We start from the raw sequence: 15,795 nt of genomic DNA on the forward strand, positions 1-15,795 counted from the left end.
AAGGATGGCACAATTAGGACGAGGCAATATCCGCCTGGCAGTTGCAGACACCACTCCGCTACATAGGAGACTGAAAGGCGTGGGCCTGCTGGGACCTCATGCGTGCCGATTGGGTTGCAGACACCACTCCGCTACATAGGAGACTGAAAGTCCTCATAGCGGCAGCCGCCATAGCCGCCATAGCCGGTTGCAGACACCACTCCGCTACATAGGAGACTGAAAGGCGTAGAGCACGAACCTCTTTCCGTGCTGCTCAATGAGGGTTGCAGACACCACTCCGCTACATAGGAGACTGAAAGAGGCCGCATCGGCGACGCGCAGGTTGAGCCAGTCCATGTTGCAGACACCACTCCGCTACATAGGAGACTGAAAGAGGGTGACGATTTGGACTGGCCGGATAAGGAACAAGGTTGCAGACACCACTCCGCTACATAGGAGACTGAAAGCCAAGGTAGGGGGTGGGGTATCGGGGTGGGGCTATGCGTTGCAGACACCACTCCGCTACATAGGAGACTGAAAGAGTTTTCCTTCGCCACCATCCCCGCGGGCCGGGGAGGTTGCAGACACCACTCCGCTACATAGGAGACTGAAAGGGCGTGCCAGCGCGCCTTCTCCAGATCATTGAGTAGGTTGCAGACACCACTCCGCTACATAGGAGACTGAAAGATCTCCTCAAGTCGGCCCAGAACCTGAAGCTGGGAGATGTTGCAGACACCACTCCGCTACATAGGAGACTGAAAGCGGATGCGGGATCGGCTATGATGCCAGCTACGTGAGGTTGCAGACACCACTCCGCTACATAGGAGACTGAAAGTGGTCCACAACTGTGACCCGCCGTACCTGCTCGACTCGTTGCAGACACCACTCCGCTACATAGGAGACTGAAAGGCAGCGGCGGGTCGGGGATGCGCTCGATAGCAACCGGTTGCAGACACCACTCCGCTACATAGGAGACTGAAAGAATCCGGCTTCTCCTTGCCCTCGGCCTGCGCGCGGGGGTTGCAGACACCACTCCGCTACATAGGAGACTGAAAGACGATCGAGCGGATCCGGCTCGACCAGGCGATCCCAGTTGCAGACACCACTCCGCTACATAGGAGACTGAAAGGCGCATACCCCACTGCGAAAACGAGCGCCGAGAGGAGTTGCAGACACCACTCCGCTACATAGGAGACTGAAAGTCGACCTCCGCAGGCTCGGCATCGAAGCGTCCGAACGCGAGATGGCCGAGCGGGCCACCCGGGAGCTCATCTCACAGCTCGACCGGGAGGTCGGCTACAAGATCGACCCACTCCCGCGCAAGCTCTACCGGGCTATGGATCTTCTCAGGAGTAGCAGGTCCTTGAGACCGCTGGCCAGAAAGCTCGCTCGTTCTCTGGCCAAAGCCGCCTCAACCTACGCCGAGGTTCGCGGAGAGCTTGCGGCCAACGAGGAGCAGGGCACGGGATGGTGGGAGTGGGTAAACCGCGACGACGAGCGGGTGCGCCGCTCGCACCAGAACCACCCCATCGGAGTGGGCCGGACGGTGCGGCGGGTAGGTACGCTGTTTGCCAACGGCTGCCGGTATCCCAGAGATCCTTTGGGACCCGTCGGCGAGGTGGTGGAGTGCCGCTGCCGTACACGCCCGGTCCTGCCTCCTACGGGCGGGCCTGGAGAGGGCGGAGAGGGGGGTGGGTCCGGAGGCGGTGGTGGTTCTGCCGGAGACGGCCCAGGCGGCGACGATGACCGTTGGAGGCGGGAGCTCAGGGCAGAGCGTGCTTCGCAGCTCAGGGTAGTCGGTGAAGCAGGCGTACGCGACCAGCTCCGCCGCATCAGAAGCCAGACGCCTCCGCGTGGATGGGCTCCCTACCACAGGAGAAGACACGGGGGTAGGCTGGGGGCGGAGACGGACGAAGAATACCTTCGTCTGGTTATGCAACACAAGCGCAGACCAAACTTGCGCTACTTTACTTTCTTGCGGGCCAGGGACCGGGCCAGGATGTGGTACGTGGCGGATGAGGAAACCGGCAACGTGCTGCAGTATAATGAAAGCCAGAAACGTGACTGGAGCTTCTTCCGCCCGCGCGATCTGAACTCGTTTCTGGGCTCGGGTCGAGGTTGGTGGATAGAGATCAAGAAGAGAGGCCCGCGATGGGAGTTCGACGAGGAATGGTAGAAGACCTCTCGGTAACCCTTAACAGCTACGAGACTCATGTCACCGAAGGTCTCGACGATGACGATCACTACGATACCGAAGCGCTGCTGGCACTCGTGGATCGCGACGGCATTCACGAGCGCTACGACAAACTCACGCCCGAGGAGCGGCGTCTGCTTGAGCGTCTGGACGCGATTCTCATCTCAAAGCGCCTCCGTGTTTCGGAGGTCCTGCCTGCTCCGCAATCGGGGGACCCTGATCGGTGGTGGTGGGACCTGCACAAAGGGACTCCCTCTAAGGTTTCTGCCTCCCGGAGGGCCGGTTAGTCTTCTTCCCCGAAGAAGTAGCTGACCTCCACCCCCAAAGCCTCGGCCAGACACCGCAGCGTGGAGCCCCTGGGGTTTCGCCGGCCGTCCTCTATGAGGCCGATGCTCTTCCTTGAGACGCCGCTTAGCTTCGCCAGCTCAGCCTGGGAGCAACCGCGCCGGCGTCTGAGGTTCTGCAAGCTGCAGACACCACTCCGCTATAGCGCTAACCTGAGAGGAGCCTCAGCACTTCCGGCAGCAGCCGCTGCGTGGTGCTCATCGCCTCTCCGCCGTGGATCGTCTCGTTTCCGGACCAGTCCCCGAAGTATCCCCCGGCTTCGCGCAGGATCACGGGGAACGGCCCGCAGTCCCAGGGGTTCATGACCGGATCGAGCATCAGCTCCAGCCGCCCGGTGGCTACCAGCGCGTGACCGTAGGCGTCCGGCCACCCCGCCTGATAGCGCGTGGAGCGGAGCACCCGTGCCCACTCTTCCGAGCGGGCATGCCTGCCGAAGCTGGAAGGGTTGGTGAAGGAGACGATGCTCTCGCTCAACCGCTCCGTCTCGCGGACGCGCACCCGGCGGCCGTTGAGGCGGCAACCGAGACGGGTCGCGGCCGTGAGCGTCTCGTCCAGGGCGGGGAAGCAGGCGGCTCCGACCTCGATCCGCCCCTCTATCTCCAACCCTATGAGTACGGCGTAGAGCGGAACACCCCGGATGAAGGAGACGGTCCCGTCTATGGGGTCCACAAACCAGCGGTGCGTGGCCCCGGGTCTCCCCTCCTCCCCGAACTCCTCGCCGATGATGGCGTGTCCGGGATACCGCCTCTCTATACGGGACCGGATCAGCTCCTCCGCCCTCCGGTCCGCCGCCGTCACGGGCGACTCGTCCTCCTTGAGATCGGCCCGCACCCCGGTCCGGAAGTAGCCCAGCGTGAGCCTCCCGGCCAGCCAGGCCGTCTCCGACGCGAAATCCAGATAATCCCGCAGAGCCTCGCTCAAACCTCGCCTCCCGTCAGAGAGAGAATCGCCGCAACCCCGCTCAGGGTAACAGAACTCCGGAGGCTCCGGGAATGAGGGTCCACCACCCGATAAAACCCCTGCAAACGGCCGTCATCTAGAGGGAGCAGGGGGGTTGTTACGGAAATTTAACGGGATTTCCGTTGCCGATTCCCCTCTGAGGCGTTAGCATGTTCCGGCTATGCGAATTCACGAGAGAGAATACACCCCGGTAAACGTAGCGGAGTGGTTCGAGCGCCGCTCTTACCACCACGCGCAGTTTCAGGATGTAGAGGCTCTGGCCCGCCGCAAGCGGGAGGTGGACGTCTCGGTGAGCGTCGTCCTGCCCGGCCGCAACGTGGCCGACACGATCGGCGGGATAATAGACCAGATCCACGAGCTCAACGAGCGGGCTCCGCTGGTGGACCAGATCCTGGTCGTGGATGCGGACTCCTCCGACGGCACCTCCGAGACGGCCCGCAAGCACGGAGCCGAGGTGTACTCGGAGAACGAGCTCCTGCCGCAGTACGGACCGGCGATCGGCAAGGGGGACGCGATGTGGCGCTCGCTGACGGTCGCCCGCGGAGATCTCGTGGCGTACGCGGACTCGGACACGAGAGATTTCGAGCCCCAGTTCGTCTACGGGATACTGGGCCCGATCCTGACCGATCCCGGGATCCGGTTCGTCAAGGCGGCCTACCGGCGGCCTTTCAGGAAGGGGGAAGAGATAACGCTGGACGGTGGCGGCCGGGTCACGGAGCTCTCCACCAAACCGCTCTTCAACCTCTTCTATCCGCAGCTGACCGGCTTCGTGCAGCCGCTGGCCGGAGAGTTTGTGGCCCCGAAGGAGCTGTTCGGCTCCATCCCGTTCTTTACGGGCTACGCCGTGGAGACCGGCATGATGATAGACGTGCTGCGTACCGTGGGCCTCGGCGCGATGGCGCAGGTGGACCTTGGGACGCGCCAGAACCGGCACCAGCCGCTCTTCGAGCTCGGGAAGATGGCGTACTCGGTCGTGCGGGCGGTGGCCCGCCGGCTGCATCAGGAGGGCCGGCTGGGGCAGCTGGTCGAGCCGCACCTCTCCGAGTCGCTCTACCAGCTCGACAGCTACGTGCACGCCGCGGCCTCTCCCGAGGGACTGCAGCTGCAGGAGCACGTCGTGGATATCGTGGAGCGGCCGCCGCTGAACGAGGTACTGAGGTAACCGTCCGTCCGGGGCGTCCGGGAGGACGCCCCGGAAGCTCTACCCCCCGTTCTCCTCTTCGGGATCCCTGTTGGCCGCCAGGACTTTCTCCACGAGGTTCGGCGGCACCTCTTCGTAGTGTGAGAACTCCGTCTGGAAGTTGGCCCGGCCGCCGGTGATGGCGCGCAGGTCGCGGGCGTAGGTGAGCATCTCCACCTGGGGCACCTCGGCCTCCACCAGTTGGCGCTGCCCGTCGCCGAGCTGGTCTATGCCCATCGGGCGGCCCCGGCGGCCGGAGAGGTCGCCCATGACGTCGCCCACGAGCTCCTGCGGCACGGTGACGCGAACCTTCAGATAGGGCTCCAGCAGCACGGGGCGGGCCTTCTCCACGGCGTTCTTGAATGCCAGCGATCCGGCCACCTTGAAGGCCATCTCCGAGGAGTCGACGGAGTGGTGGCTGCCGTCGTAGAGCCTCACCTTCACGTCCACTACGGGGTAGCCTGCGATCGGGCCCTCTCTCATGGCCTCCACGATGCCCTTCTCGACCGCCGGGATGAACTGCCGGGGGATGACACCGCCGGTGATCGCGTCCTCGAACTCGAATCCGCCGCCCCGGGGCAGAGGCTCCAGCTCGATCCAGCAGTCACCGTACTGGCCCCGGCCGCCGGTCTGCTTCTTGTAGCGGCCCTGGGCCTTGGATGAGGCGGCTATGGTCTCCTTGAAGGGGACTTTGGGCGGCCGGGCGTCCACCTCGACCCCGTAGCGGCGGTGGACGCGCTCCAGAGCGAGCTCGACATGCAGCTGGGAGAGCCCGGCGAGAATGTCCTCGCCCGTCGCCTCCGAGCGTTCCAGCTTGAGCGAGGGGTCTTCGCTCACCACCCGCCGGATGGCGTCGAAGACCTTCTCTTCTTCGCCCCGGGTCCTGGCTCTCACGGCGAAGGCGGTGGAGGCGTCCGGCAGCGGGACCGCCTCGTAGACTACGGGAGCGGCGGCCGTGCAGAGGGTGTCGAAGGTGGCGGTATCCCGGAGCTTGGCCACCGCGATGATGTCTCCGGGAGAGGCCTCATCCACGGAGACGCGCTCCCTGCCGCGCAGGTGAGAGATGCCTCCCAGACGCTCGCCGGAGCCGGTGCGGGGGTTGATGAGAGCCTCGTCCGAGCGGCAGGTCCCGCTCACAACCCGCATCACGCTCAGCTTACCGGCGTAGGGGTCCATGTACGTCTTGAACACGTAGGCACTGAAGGGCTCATCCGGCGAGCAGTGGTAGCTGACCTCGCCCCCGCCCTCCGGATCGCGCCCGGTCCAGGCGGGGCGGTCCACCGGGCTCGGCGCGCTGCCGGCTATGGTATCCAGCAACCGGTCCACCCCGATCAGGCGCGCGGCGCTGGTCGCAACGACGGGGATGATCACGCCGTCGGCGATCCCCTTGCGCAGCCCCTCGAACGTCTCCTCGGTCGAGAGCTCCTCGCCCTCCAGGTACTTCTCCAGCAGCGTGTCGTCGCTCTCGGCGATGGTCTCAAAGAGCCGGATGCGGGAGGCTTCCACCACCTCCTCCATCCCGGCCGGGATCTCAGAGGTCTGCTCGCCGTCCACGAACGCCAGTCCGCTCACCAGCCCGTAGACGCCCCGGATCTCCCCCTCCCTCCCGATGGGGAGGTTCAGCGGCACCACGGACATGCCGAAGCGCTCCCGCAGCCGCTCCACCGCCGCTCCGAAGTCGGTGCGCTCCCGGTCCAGGTGGTTGACGACGATGAAGTGGGGGATCTGCTCGCGCTCTCCCCGCCGCCAGACGCGCTCGGTTACGACCTGGATCGGGTCCTGGGCGTGCACCACCAGAACGGCGCAGTCCGCTACGCGCTGGGCGATGAACGCGTCGCCTATGAAGCCGCCGTCGCCCGGGGTGTCCAGGATGTTGATCTGACGTCCCTTCCACTCCAGGCTCAGGACGCCCATGCCGAGCGTCATCTCCCGCTCGCGCTCCTCGTCTGAGCAGTCGAGGACGTGGCCGGCCCGGAACGCTTCCCCGGGCTTAGCCCCCTTGCGTGAGGCCACCTGGAGCATGCCCTCGGCGAGCGTGGTCTTGCCGCTGCCCCGGTGCCCGATCATGCACACGTTGCGAATCATCTCCGGCTGGATAGCCAACGTCGCCTCCTTCCCGCGAAAACACCGCGTCCGCCCACCGCGGACGGTACACCTCAGCTTACCCTCTTACCAGGCTCCGTGCAGCAGGGCAGAAGACGAAAAAGCGCCCCCGGGGCTCCCGGGGGCGCAGGCCCGGCGGCATCTACACCAGCAGCATCACCGGGTTCTCCAGCAGGCGCTTGACCTCGGCCAGATACAACGCGCCCTCGGCGCCGTTGGCGACGCGGTGGTCGGCCGAGAGCGTGAGCTTCATAAGCTGCGCCGGAACCACGCTGCCCTCCTCGTCAAAGACCGGCCGCCGGACGATGCTCGAGACCGCCACTATGGCTACCTGCGGCGGGTTTATGATCGCCGTGAAGTCCTCCACCCCGAACATGCCCATGTTCGAGACCGTGAACGTGCCGCCCTGGTACTCGTCGGGCTTGAGCTTGCCCTCCCGCGCCCGCGTTGCCAAGTCCTTGGCCTCGGCCGAGATCTTCGAGAGGGTCTTTCCGGCGCAGTCGCGGATCACGGGGGTTATGAGGCCGGATTCCAGCGCCACGGCCATCGCCATGTCGACCGACTCGTGCAGCTCTATGCCCTCGCTGGTGTACAGCGCGTTCAGGTTGCGGAACTTGCCGAGAGCGAGCGCGCACGCCTTCATCACGAAGTCGTTGACGGAGAGCTTCACCCCCTCTTCGGCGAGCTGCTCGTTGAGCTCTCCGCGCAGCCGCATCAGCTCGTCCATGCGCACCTCGACGGTGGCGTAGAAGTGCGGGATCTGCTGCTTGGCCTGCGTCATGCGCTCGCCGATGATGCGCTGCATGCGGCTCGGCTCCACGAGCTCGGTGCCCGGAGCGCCGGTCGGCGGCGGCAGCTCGGCGGCCCGCGGCGCGGCAGCGGGTGCGGCCGGACGTTCCTCGCGCTCCTCGGGCGCCCGCTCCAGATATGCCCGGATGTCGCGCTCCACGATGCGCCCGTGCGGCCCGGAACCCTCTATCTGCGAGAGGTCTACGTCGTGCTCGCGCGCCAGACGCCGCACGAGAGGAGAGGCCCGCACGTGACCGTCGGCCTCCGGTGCCCGCTCGCGCGGCCGGGCCTCCCGCTCCTCGGTGGCGGCCGGAGCCCCGGCGCCCTCCTCCTCTTCGGCGGCTCCGGCCGCCGCCTCGCGGGGCTTTCCGCGCTCGGGGACCTCCTCGCCCTCGCCCTGGATGAAGGCGATGGGCCGGCCGACGGGGACGCTCTCCCCCTCTCCGGCGATGATCTCGGCCAGCTTGCCGGAAGCCTCGGCCTCCATCTCCAGGTTGACCTTGTCGGTCTCTATCTCGGCGAGAACGTCGCCCTCCTCCACCTCATCGCCCTCCTGCTTGAGCCAGCGGAGGATCGTCCCCTCCTCCATCGCATCGCCCATCTTGGGCATGATGACTTCCGGCACCTCTAGACCTCCTGGTAGAGAACTCGGCGGGCGACCTCCACGACCTGCTCTTCGCTCGGGAAGCACATCAGCTCCAGGTTGCGGGCGTAGGGCGCCGGGACCTCGGCCCCGCTCACCCGCTCGACCGGGGCGTCCAGGTAGTCGAAGGCCTTCTCCTGGATTATGGCGGCTATCTCCGAGCTGACCCCGTAGTAGCGCCACTGCTCCTGCACCGAGACCGCCCGGTGGGTCTTCCTGACGGACTCGATCACGGTCTCCTCGTCCAGCGGCCGGATGGAGCGCAGGTCTATCACCTCGGCCTCTATGCCGTCCTCGGCCAGCCTTTCAGCAGCCCGCTCGCACAGAAGCACCTGCCGCCCGTAGGCCACGAGCGTCACATCGCTCCCCTCGCGCGCTACCCGCGCCTTGCCGAACGGAACGGTGTGCTCGCCCTCGGGCACCTCGCCCCGGGTGCCGTAGAGCGCACCGGCCTCCAGGAAGATTACCGGGTTGGGGTCGCGGATGGAGGAGATCATCATCCCCTTCACGTCCGCCGGCGTGACCGGAGCGACCACCTTCAAACCCGGGAAGTGACCGTAGAAGCTCTCCAGACTGTGGGTGTGCTGGGCGGAGAGCTGCACGCCGCCTCCGTTGGGACCGCGGATCACGAGCGGAACCTGCACCTGCCCGCCGGAGAAATACCGCACCTTGGCCGCGTTCTGGATTATCTGATCCGCCGCGATGAACGAGAAGTTCCAGGTCATCATCTCCACCACCGGACGGAGCCCCATCATCGCCATGCCGATGGCCGCACCGGTAAAACCGGCCTCGGAGATGGGGGTGTCGATGACGCGCTTCTTGCCGAACATGTCCAGAAGCCCGTCGGTGATGAGGTGCGTGCCGCCGTAGACCCCGATGTCCTCGCCCAGCAGCAGGACGCTCTCATCCCGCTCCATCTCCTCGGTCATGGCCTCCTTGAGAGCCTCGCGGTAGGTCTTCTCCGCCAACTCCTACTCCTTCCCCAGGTACTCGTCCTCGCCGGCATACACGTCGGTGTAGAGCTCCTCGGGCGGCGGCTCCTCGCTCTCGTCGGCGAACCGGACGGCCTCCTCGATGGTCCTTTTGGCCTCGTCCTTGATCTCCTGTAGCTTCTCCTCGTCGACGGCGTCTAGGTCCAGAAGGCGCTGCTCCAGCAGCCCGATCGGGTCCTTCTGGCGCCACTCCCGAACCTCCTCCTTGGTGCGATACTTCTCGAAGAAGTCCGCCGCCCCGTGCGGCGCGATGCGGTAGGTTATGGCCTCTATGGCGTACGCCTTGCCGCTCTCACGCACCTCCTCAAAGACCCGGCCGCCGGCCTCCAGCACGGCCTCCAGACTCATCCCGTCCACCTTCTCGCTCTCGATGCCGTAGGCTTCGAACTTGCCGGCGAAGTCCGGGTTGGCCGTGGAACGCTCGACGCTGGTGCCCATCGCGTACTGGTTGTTCTCCACGATGAAGACAACGGGACACATCCCGTCCCGCCCCCACAGCCCGGCCAGGTTGGCCGCCTCGTGGAAGGCCCCGGTCTGCACCGCCCCATCGCCCAGATAGAGCTGGCAGATCCCGTCGCTCCCCCTGTAACGCAGCGCGTAGGCGATCCCGACACCTAAGGGCACGTGCCCGCCGACGATGCCGTAGCCACCCATCAGCCCCCGGTCCACGTCGAACAGGTGCATCGAGCCGCCCTTGCCCTTGACCATCCCGGTCCGCTTGCCGAAGAGCTCGGCCATGGCCTCCTTGGGATCCGCCCCCAGCATCAGAGCGTGAGCGTGGTCGCGGTAGGCGGTGATGACCTTGTCCTCCTCCTTCTTCTGGCTTAGAAAACCGGCCGCCACAGCCTCCTGCCCGGTGTAGACGTGCAGGTAACCCCCGATCTTGCCCTGCCGGAAGCTCCGCTGCGACGCCTCCTCAAACTCCCGGACCAGCACCATCTCCCGGTAGAGCCTCACAAGACGTTCGGGATCTACCGCCGCCGATACCTCCGTCTGCTTCTCGTCTGCCACCACTAACCCCCTTGCAATGCTCCGAAAACGCAGGTCCGCTCACAGGATAACACTCCCCCATTAACGGGATCTATGATCCACATAAAATATATCTTTTTCCGGCAATCGGAATGGGTCAGGGGCTTCCGAGCCACTCGCGGACGGCGCGGAGGGCGCGGGCGCGGTGGGAGAGTTCGTTCTTGAGCTCCCCGAGTTCGGCGTAGGTGCGGCTCTGTCCGGCGGGGATGAAGACGGGGTCGTAACCGAAGCCTCCGCTGCCGCGGGGTTCGGGGGCTATCTCGCCCTCCACCTCGCCCCAGAAGGTATGTATCGAGCCTTCGTGCGCGACGGCGACTACGCAGAGGGCGCGGGCCGAGCGGTCTTCGTAGCCGGAGAGCATCCGGAGGAGACCTTCGTTACCGACGCTCTGCATGAGCCATCTGGTCAGGGCGCCGGGGAAGCCGTTCCAGGCGTTAACGGCGAGGCCCGAATCTTCGGCGAGCACGGGGAGGTCCGGGTCGCCGAGCGCTTCGCAGGCGGCGCGGACCTTGGCCCGGGCGACCGCTTCGAGGTCGAGGGATTGTATCTCCGGCACGTCGAGCGGGACGGGCTCTACGTTCAGGCCGAGGATGCGTCCGGCCTCGCGGGCCTTGTTGCGGTTGGAGGTTACGAATATGATCCGCTCCATGCCGGAAGTCTACATTCACCCGGGGAGTTGTGGTAGAGTCAGGGGCCATGCGGCGCATCGAGATTGAGGGCCTGAGGGGGGCCGAGCGCGGCGGTCCGGCGAGTACGGGAGCGGCCTTCCCTGCCGTGACGGTCGGCTGTATATTTACGCCCGTGGAACGGGCTTACGTCATTGGGGCCGGGCGGGGTACGCTCGGGAGGCACGTTGCGGGAGGGGGTTCTTAAGATGCCGGTGGTAGATCTCGACCGCTTCGACTTTCTCTACGCCCGGCGGGTTCGGGGGCTCAGGAGCTCCGCCGCGCGGGACCTGATGGCGATGCTCTCCCGGCCCGGCATCATCTCGCTGGCCGGGGGCTTCCCGGACACCTCGGCGTTCGGCAGCGAGGCGCTCAAGCGGATAGCGGCCGCCGTTGCCGACGACTCCGCCCGGGCCCTGCAGTACGGGCCGACCGGCGGGCTGGAGGAGATCAAGGACATCATCATGGACGTGATGGCCGCCGAGGGGACCCCCGCCCGGCAGGAGGACGTGTTCCTGACCACCGGTGCGCAGCAGGGGCTGGACCTGATCGGCCGGGTCTTCCTGGACGAGGGGGATGCCGTGATCTGCGAGGCTCCCACCTACGTGGGCGCGCTGAACGCCTTCTCCTCCTACCGGCCGCGCATCCTGCACGTACCCATGGACCGCCACGGGATGGACGTCGCGGCCGCCGCGGAGGCCATTCAGCGGGCGCGCCGGCAGAAGGTGGCAGTCAAGTTCATCTACACCGTCCCGAACTTCCAGAACCCGGCCGGGGTCACGCTCTCCGGCGAGCGGCGGCGGCAGCTTCTGGAGCTCGCCCGGGAGCACGACCTCATCATAGTGGAGGACAACCCCTATGGCGTGCTGCGTTTCGACGGCGAGGCCCCGCCGACCATCTCCTCGCTGGAGCAAGCCTCCGGGGAGCTGGAGCGGGTGGTGTACCTGGGGACGTTTTCCAAGATCTTCGCTCCCGGCGTCAGGCTCGGGTGGGTGCACGCCCAGCAGGGCATTTTGCACAAGGTGAACGTGGGCAAGCAGGCGGCGGATCTGTGCTCCTCCAACCTCTCGCAGATGCTCATCGTGGCGTACTTCAGGAGCGGCGAGTGGCGCGGGTACATAAGGCGGCTCCTGAAGGTCTACCGTGAGCGCCGCGACGCGATGCTAGACGCGCTGGCCGAGTTCATGCCCGAGGAGGTCTACTGGACCCACCCGGACGGGGGGTTCTTCGTGTGGGTGACGCTGCCCGAGTATCTGGACGCGACCGCGATGCTGCCGCAGGCGATTCAGCGCAACATCGCCTACGTGCCGGGCGAGGGCTTCTACGCCGATGGCGCGGGCAAGAACTGCATGCGGCTGAACTTCTCGTTCGTGGAGCCGGAGAAGATAAGGCGCGGCATCGAGCTGCTCTCGGAGGTCATCAAGGAGCGGATGGAGTTCCGGGATAAGCTGGAGCGGGGCTCGCGCGCCCGGGCCCGCAGGAAGGAGCGGACGCAGCGGTAATGGCCCGCATCGCGGTCCTCAAGGGCGGAACCTCGATGGAGCGGGACGTCTCGCTCCTGACCGGCGGCCGGGTGCAGCACGCGCTGGAGCGTCTGGGGCACACCGTCTACCCGCTGGACATAGAGGAGTCTACGACGCGGCGGCTGGTGGAGCTGGAGCCGGATGCGGCCTTCGTCTGCCTGCACGGCATCGGCGGTGAGGACGGCACGGTTCAGGCCCTGCTGGAGACCCTGAACATCCCCTACACGGGGAGCGGCCCGCTCGCCAGCAACCGGTGCATGGACGGAGATCAGGCCAAGCGCGTCCTACGGGCCAGCGGCATCCCCACGCCGCCGTTCCGCACCTTCTGGCGACGGGCGATGAACGAGATGGGGGCTTCGGCGGCGCTGGATCTGGCCGCCGAGGAGGTGGGGTATCCCCTGGCCGTCAAGCCCGCCCGGCAGGGGTCGGCGCTGGGGCTCTCCCGGCTGGAGGACGGCGAGCGCCTGCTGGACGCCGTCTACGAGGCCTTCGGCTACGACACGAAGGTGCTCCTGGAGCGGTGGGTCGAGGGGCAGGAGATCCTGGCCCCCATACTCCAGCCGCCCGGGGAGGAGCCGCGCGTGCTGACGCTCGTGGAGGTGCGCCCCCAAGAGGGCATGTACAACTTCGAGGCCAAGTACACCCCCGGCATGACGGACTTCGCCATCCCGGCCGAGGTTCCGGCCGCGGCGGTCTCGCGGCTGGAGGAGGCCGCGCTCAGCGCCTACCGTGCTTTAGGCTGCTCGGGGTTCGCCCGGGTGGACATGATCCTGGAGGGCGGGACCCCGTGGGTGCTGGACGCCAATACCATCCCGGGCTTCACCGAGACCTCCACCTTCCCGCTCGCCGCCGAGGCCGCCGGGATCTCCTTCGAGGAGCTCGTCGAGACCATCCTGGAGGGCGCGCTCCGGCCCGGGGCTCCGGCGAAGCTCTGAGGGGCCGGCGGCCGCTGCGGGGGCGGTCCGGAACTCCTAACCCACGGGCTGGGCGTTCAGAACTTCCCGCCTGAACTCCTCCAGCGCGGCGAGCGCCGCCCGCGCCTGCCTCTCGCGGCGCTCCTGCTTGGAGAGCCGCCGGCCGTTCTCCTTGCGGGGCGCGGCGGGGAGGAGCCCCCAGTTGGAGTTGATGGGCTGGAGCGTCCCGTCCTTGACGGTGATGTAGTCGGCGAGCGCCCCGATCATGGTAGTGCGCGGGAACGTGATGGGCTCCCCGCCCCGGGCCACGCGCGCGGCGTTGAGCCCCGCGATGTACCCCATAGCGGCGCTCTCCACGTAGCCCTCGACGCCGGTGAGCTGCCCGGCGAAGAAGAGCGGACCGCCGCTGCGGAGGCGCATGGTCGCCTCCAGCACCCGGTTGGAGTGCAGGTAGGTGTTGCGGTGCATTACGCCCATGCGGGCGAACTCGGCGTTCTCCAGGCCCGGGATCATGCGGAAGACCCGCCTCTGCTCGCCCCACTTCAGGCGCGTCTGGAAGCCGACCATGTTGTACAGCTGGCCCTCGGCGTCGTCCTGCCGCAGCTGCACCACGGCGAACGGCTCCCGGCCGGTGCGGGGGTCCGGGAGTCCCACGGGCTTCATCGGCCCGAAGCGTAAAGTGTCGGGTCCGCGGCGCGCGATCACCTCCACCGGCAGGCACCCCTCGAAGTACATGCCTTCCTCGAAGTCCTTGATGGGGGCGAGCTCGGCCCGGCACAGCTCCTCGACGAAGGCGTAGTACTGCGCTTCGTTCATCGGGCAGTTCAGGTACGCCGCCTCGCCCTTGCCGTAGCGGGAGGCGCGGTAGATGATCCCGTCGTCCAGCGTCTCCCGGTAGAGGATCGGGGAGGCCGCATCGTAGAAGAACGGGGTCTCGCCGCAGATCTCCGTTATCTTCTCCGCCAGCGCGTCCGAGGTGAGCGGCCCCGTGGCGATCACGGCCGGCCCGTCCGGGATCTCCGTCGCCTCCTTGCGCACCAGCTCGATGTTCGGGTGCGAGGAGACGGCCTCCGTCACGGCGCGGGAGAAGTCCTCCCGCGCCAGCCCCAGAGCACCGCCCGCCGGCACCGCGTTGGCGTCCGCGCAGCGCAGGATCACCGACCCCAGCCGCCGCAGCTCCTCTTTTAGCAGCCCGGAGGCCGTAGATAGCGAGCGGTTGCCCAGAGAGTTGGAGCAGACCAGCTCGGCTAGAGACTCCGTGTGGTGGGCCGGGGTCATCCTCACCGGCCGCATCTCCCACAGCTCCACCGAGCAGCCGGCCTCCGCCGCCCGCCAGGCGGCCTCGCTCCCGGCCAGCCCGCCGCCTACTACCGTCACGTCCGCCAAGCTCCACCTCCGGCGCGGTCGCTCCGATGGCCTTCCGGCCCCTTATTCTACGACGCGCGGCCGAAAATTCAGGCGGAGCCGTCCGCAGCGCCCCTACCGGCGGTCGCAGACGTAGTCGCGGGCGGGGTCGTAGTCCCGGCCGTCCACGTCTCCCGCCCGGGGCCCGTAGAGGTGGATGCTGACCGCCGCCCTCCCGCCGGCGTTCCCCACCCGGTGGATGCCCCGCTCGTAGGGCAGGACGGTTGAGACACCGTCCCGCCGGCCCCACACCCGCCGCCAGAGCACCCTCAGCCGGGCGTATTCCGGCCGGGAGCCGTCGTCGAGGCGCTCGTAGCGCTCCTCCAGAACGGCTCCCGCCGCGCAACAGAAAGCTCCCCAGGAGGAGTGGTCGTGGATGCGGGTCGAGCTGCCCGGAGGCCAGACGAAGATCTGAAACGACACACCATCCGGAGTATCGTGGCGATGCGCCACGTACCAGCTCTCCGACCCCGCCGCCTCCCCGAGCAGCGGGAGAACCCGGGCGGCGAGGAAGGTGCGATCGCTCGCCAGGCGGGTCAGGAAGGTTGCCGCCCGCAAGGTCAGCCGCGGCGGCAGCTCCGATCGCTCCGCGTTCGTAGCGAACGTCATCTCTCTTCCTCCTGCTCTACCCCTCCGGGCCGCCCGCTACCGTTCCTTGTTGCGGCAACCACACCCGGCGTTCCCCGGGCAGGGAGCCGCTCCTACTCGTCCCAGGCCTCCACGGTGAGCTGGCGCGAGATCCTGCCGTTCCACACCTCCAGCGTTGTTGCCGCCAGCACCTTCATCCCGCCGGGGTACTCGCACGCCTCGGTGAACGCCGCGCGGTCCTCCCCGATCACCGCGTTCTCCACGCGATGGGTCATCTCCCGCCCGCAGACGTCCCGGAGATAACCGGCGATCTCCTCCTTGCCACGCAGAATCCGGGGCGAGTTTGGAGTGGTGTTCTTGTTCACTATCTTCATCTCGGCACCGCCGGCGTACAGGCCGATGAGCGCTTCGGCATCGCACTCCTCGATGGCGCGGCGCATCTCCTCGAAATCCAGCCCGCTCGCGGTCTTCCGCTCGGTCATGGTGG

Annotated in this window: 15 protein-coding genes and 1 CRISPR repeat array; of the genes, 5 read left to right on the plus strand and 10 right to left on the minus strand. The window is 66.9% G+C overall.

Annotation, left to right across the window (positions count from 1 at the left end):
- Positions 1 to 40: 40 nt before the first annotated feature.
- Positions 41 to 1,181: a CRISPR direct-repeat array (repeat unit 37 nt; unit sequence GTTGCAGACACCACTCCGCTACATAGGAGACTGAAAG).
- 41 nt (positions 1,182 to 1,222) lie between these two features.
- Together E0L93_RS09700 and E0L93_RS09705 are read left to right on the plus strand one after the other, a co-directional pair.
- A complete protein-coding gene (locus tag E0L93_RS09700; RefSeq protein WP_132691377.1) occupies positions 1,223 to 2,155 on the plus strand; it encodes a hypothetical protein in 933 nt (310 codons plus the stop codon).
- Complete coding sequence (locus E0L93_RS09705) at positions 2,149 to 2,460, plus strand: hypothetical protein (protein WP_132691379.1); 312 nt, start codon at positions 2,149 to 2,151, stop codon at positions 2,458 to 2,460. Before E0L93_RS09700 ends, E0L93_RS09705 begins: the two co-directional genes overlap by 7 nt.
- On the opposite strand, the gene E0L93_RS09710 is transcribed toward E0L93_RS09705, so the two are convergent.
- Both E0L93_RS09710 and E0L93_RS09715 read right to left on the minus strand, forming a co-directional pair.
- The gene (locus E0L93_RS09710; RefSeq protein ID WP_132691381.1) at positions 2,457 to 2,639 is read right to left on the minus strand and encodes a helix-turn-helix domain-containing protein; all 183 of its coding nucleotides are present in this window, start codon (positions 2,637 to 2,639) and stop codon (positions 2,457 to 2,459) included. The genes E0L93_RS09705 and E0L93_RS09710 overlap by 4 nt on opposite strands.
- A gap of 26 nt (positions 2,640 to 2,665) precedes the next feature.
- Positions 2,666 to 3,439, minus strand: coding sequence for an inositol monophosphatase family protein (locus E0L93_RS09715; RefSeq protein ID WP_132691383.1), 774 nt, complete (start codon positions 3,437 to 3,439; stop codon positions 2,666 to 2,668).
- 199 nt (positions 3,440 to 3,638) lie between these two features.
- On the opposite strand from E0L93_RS09715, the gene E0L93_RS09720 reads away from it, so the two are divergent.
- On the plus strand, positions 3,639 to 4,640 hold the full coding sequence (locus E0L93_RS09720; RefSeq protein WP_132691385.1) for a glucosyl-3-phosphoglycerate synthase: 1,002 nt from the start codon (positions 3,639 to 3,641) through the stop codon (positions 4,638 to 4,640).
- Between the two features lie 39 nt (positions 4,641 to 4,679).
- Here the strand turns inward: E0L93_RS09720 and fusA are convergent, their stop codons facing one another.
- From fusA to rdgB, 5 genes are all read right to left on the minus strand, one after another.
- Positions 4,680 to 6,761: an elongation factor G gene (fusA, locus tag E0L93_RS09725; protein ID WP_132691387.1), complete on the minus strand. Its 2,082-nt coding sequence runs from the start codon at positions 6,759 to 6,761 to the stop codon at positions 4,680 to 4,682.
- 142 nt (positions 6,762 to 6,903) lie between these two features.
- Complete coding sequence (locus tag E0L93_RS09730; protein WP_207890414.1) at positions 6,904 to 8,175, minus strand: dihydrolipoamide acetyltransferase family protein; 1,272 nt, start codon at positions 8,173 to 8,175, stop codon at positions 6,904 to 6,906.
- 2 nt (positions 8,176 to 8,177) lie between these two features.
- Positions 8,178 to 9,161, minus strand: coding sequence for an alpha-ketoacid dehydrogenase subunit beta (locus E0L93_RS09735; protein WP_132691389.1), 984 nt, complete (start codon positions 9,159 to 9,161; stop codon positions 8,178 to 8,180).
- Positions 9,162 to 9,164: 3 nt separating this feature from the next.
- Positions 9,165 to 10,196 (minus strand): thiamine pyrophosphate-dependent dehydrogenase E1 component subunit alpha, encoded by a 1,032-nt coding sequence (locus E0L93_RS09740; RefSeq protein ID WP_132691391.1) that lies wholly within the window; start codon positions 10,194 to 10,196, stop codon positions 9,165 to 9,167.
- A gap of 115 nt (positions 10,197 to 10,311) precedes the next feature.
- A complete protein-coding gene (gene rdgB / locus E0L93_RS09745) occupies positions 10,312 to 10,863 on the minus strand; it encodes an RdgB/HAM1 family non-canonical purine NTP pyrophosphatase (RefSeq protein WP_132691393.1) in 552 nt (183 codons plus the stop codon).
- A gap of 225 nt (positions 10,864 to 11,088) precedes the next feature.
- Here rdgB and E0L93_RS09750 point away from each other — a divergent pair, with 225 nt between their 5' ends.
- A complete protein-coding gene (locus E0L93_RS09750; RefSeq protein ID WP_132691395.1) occupies positions 11,089 to 12,381 on the plus strand; it encodes an aminotransferase-like domain-containing protein in 1,293 nt (430 codons plus the stop codon).
- A complete protein-coding gene (locus E0L93_RS09755; protein WP_132691397.1) occupies positions 12,381 to 13,337 on the plus strand; it encodes a D-alanine--D-alanine ligase family protein in 957 nt (318 codons plus the stop codon). The genes E0L93_RS09750 and E0L93_RS09755 overlap by 1 nt, the downstream gene beginning before the upstream one ends.
- A 36-nt stretch (positions 13,338 to 13,373) precedes the next feature.
- On the opposite strand, the gene trmFO is transcribed toward E0L93_RS09755, so the two are convergent.
- From trmFO to E0L93_RS09770, 3 genes are all read right to left on the minus strand, one after another.
- Positions 13,374 to 14,702 (minus strand): methylenetetrahydrofolate--tRNA-(uracil(54)-C(5))-methyltransferase (FADH(2)-oxidizing) TrmFO, encoded by a 1,329-nt coding sequence (gene trmFO, locus E0L93_RS09760; protein WP_132691399.1) that lies wholly within the window; start codon positions 14,700 to 14,702, stop codon positions 13,374 to 13,376.
- A gap of 93 nt (positions 14,703 to 14,795) precedes the next feature.
- Entirely contained in the window at positions 14,796 to 15,329 is a 534-nt protein-coding gene (locus E0L93_RS09765) for a cysteine dioxygenase (RefSeq protein ID WP_132691401.1), read from the minus strand.
- A gap of 92 nt (positions 15,330 to 15,421) precedes the next feature.
- Positions 15,422 to 15,790: a nuclear transport factor 2 family protein gene (locus E0L93_RS09770; RefSeq protein ID WP_132691403.1), complete on the minus strand. Its 369-nt coding sequence runs from the start codon at positions 15,788 to 15,790 to the stop codon at positions 15,422 to 15,424.
- Between the last annotated feature and the right edge of the window lie 5 nt (positions 15,791 to 15,795).

It is taken from the genome of Rubrobacter taiwanensis (assembly GCF_004337705.1).
GTDB classification, from domain to species: domain Bacteria; phylum Actinomycetota; class Rubrobacteria; order Rubrobacterales; family Rubrobacteraceae; genus Rubrobacter_C; species Rubrobacter_C taiwanensis.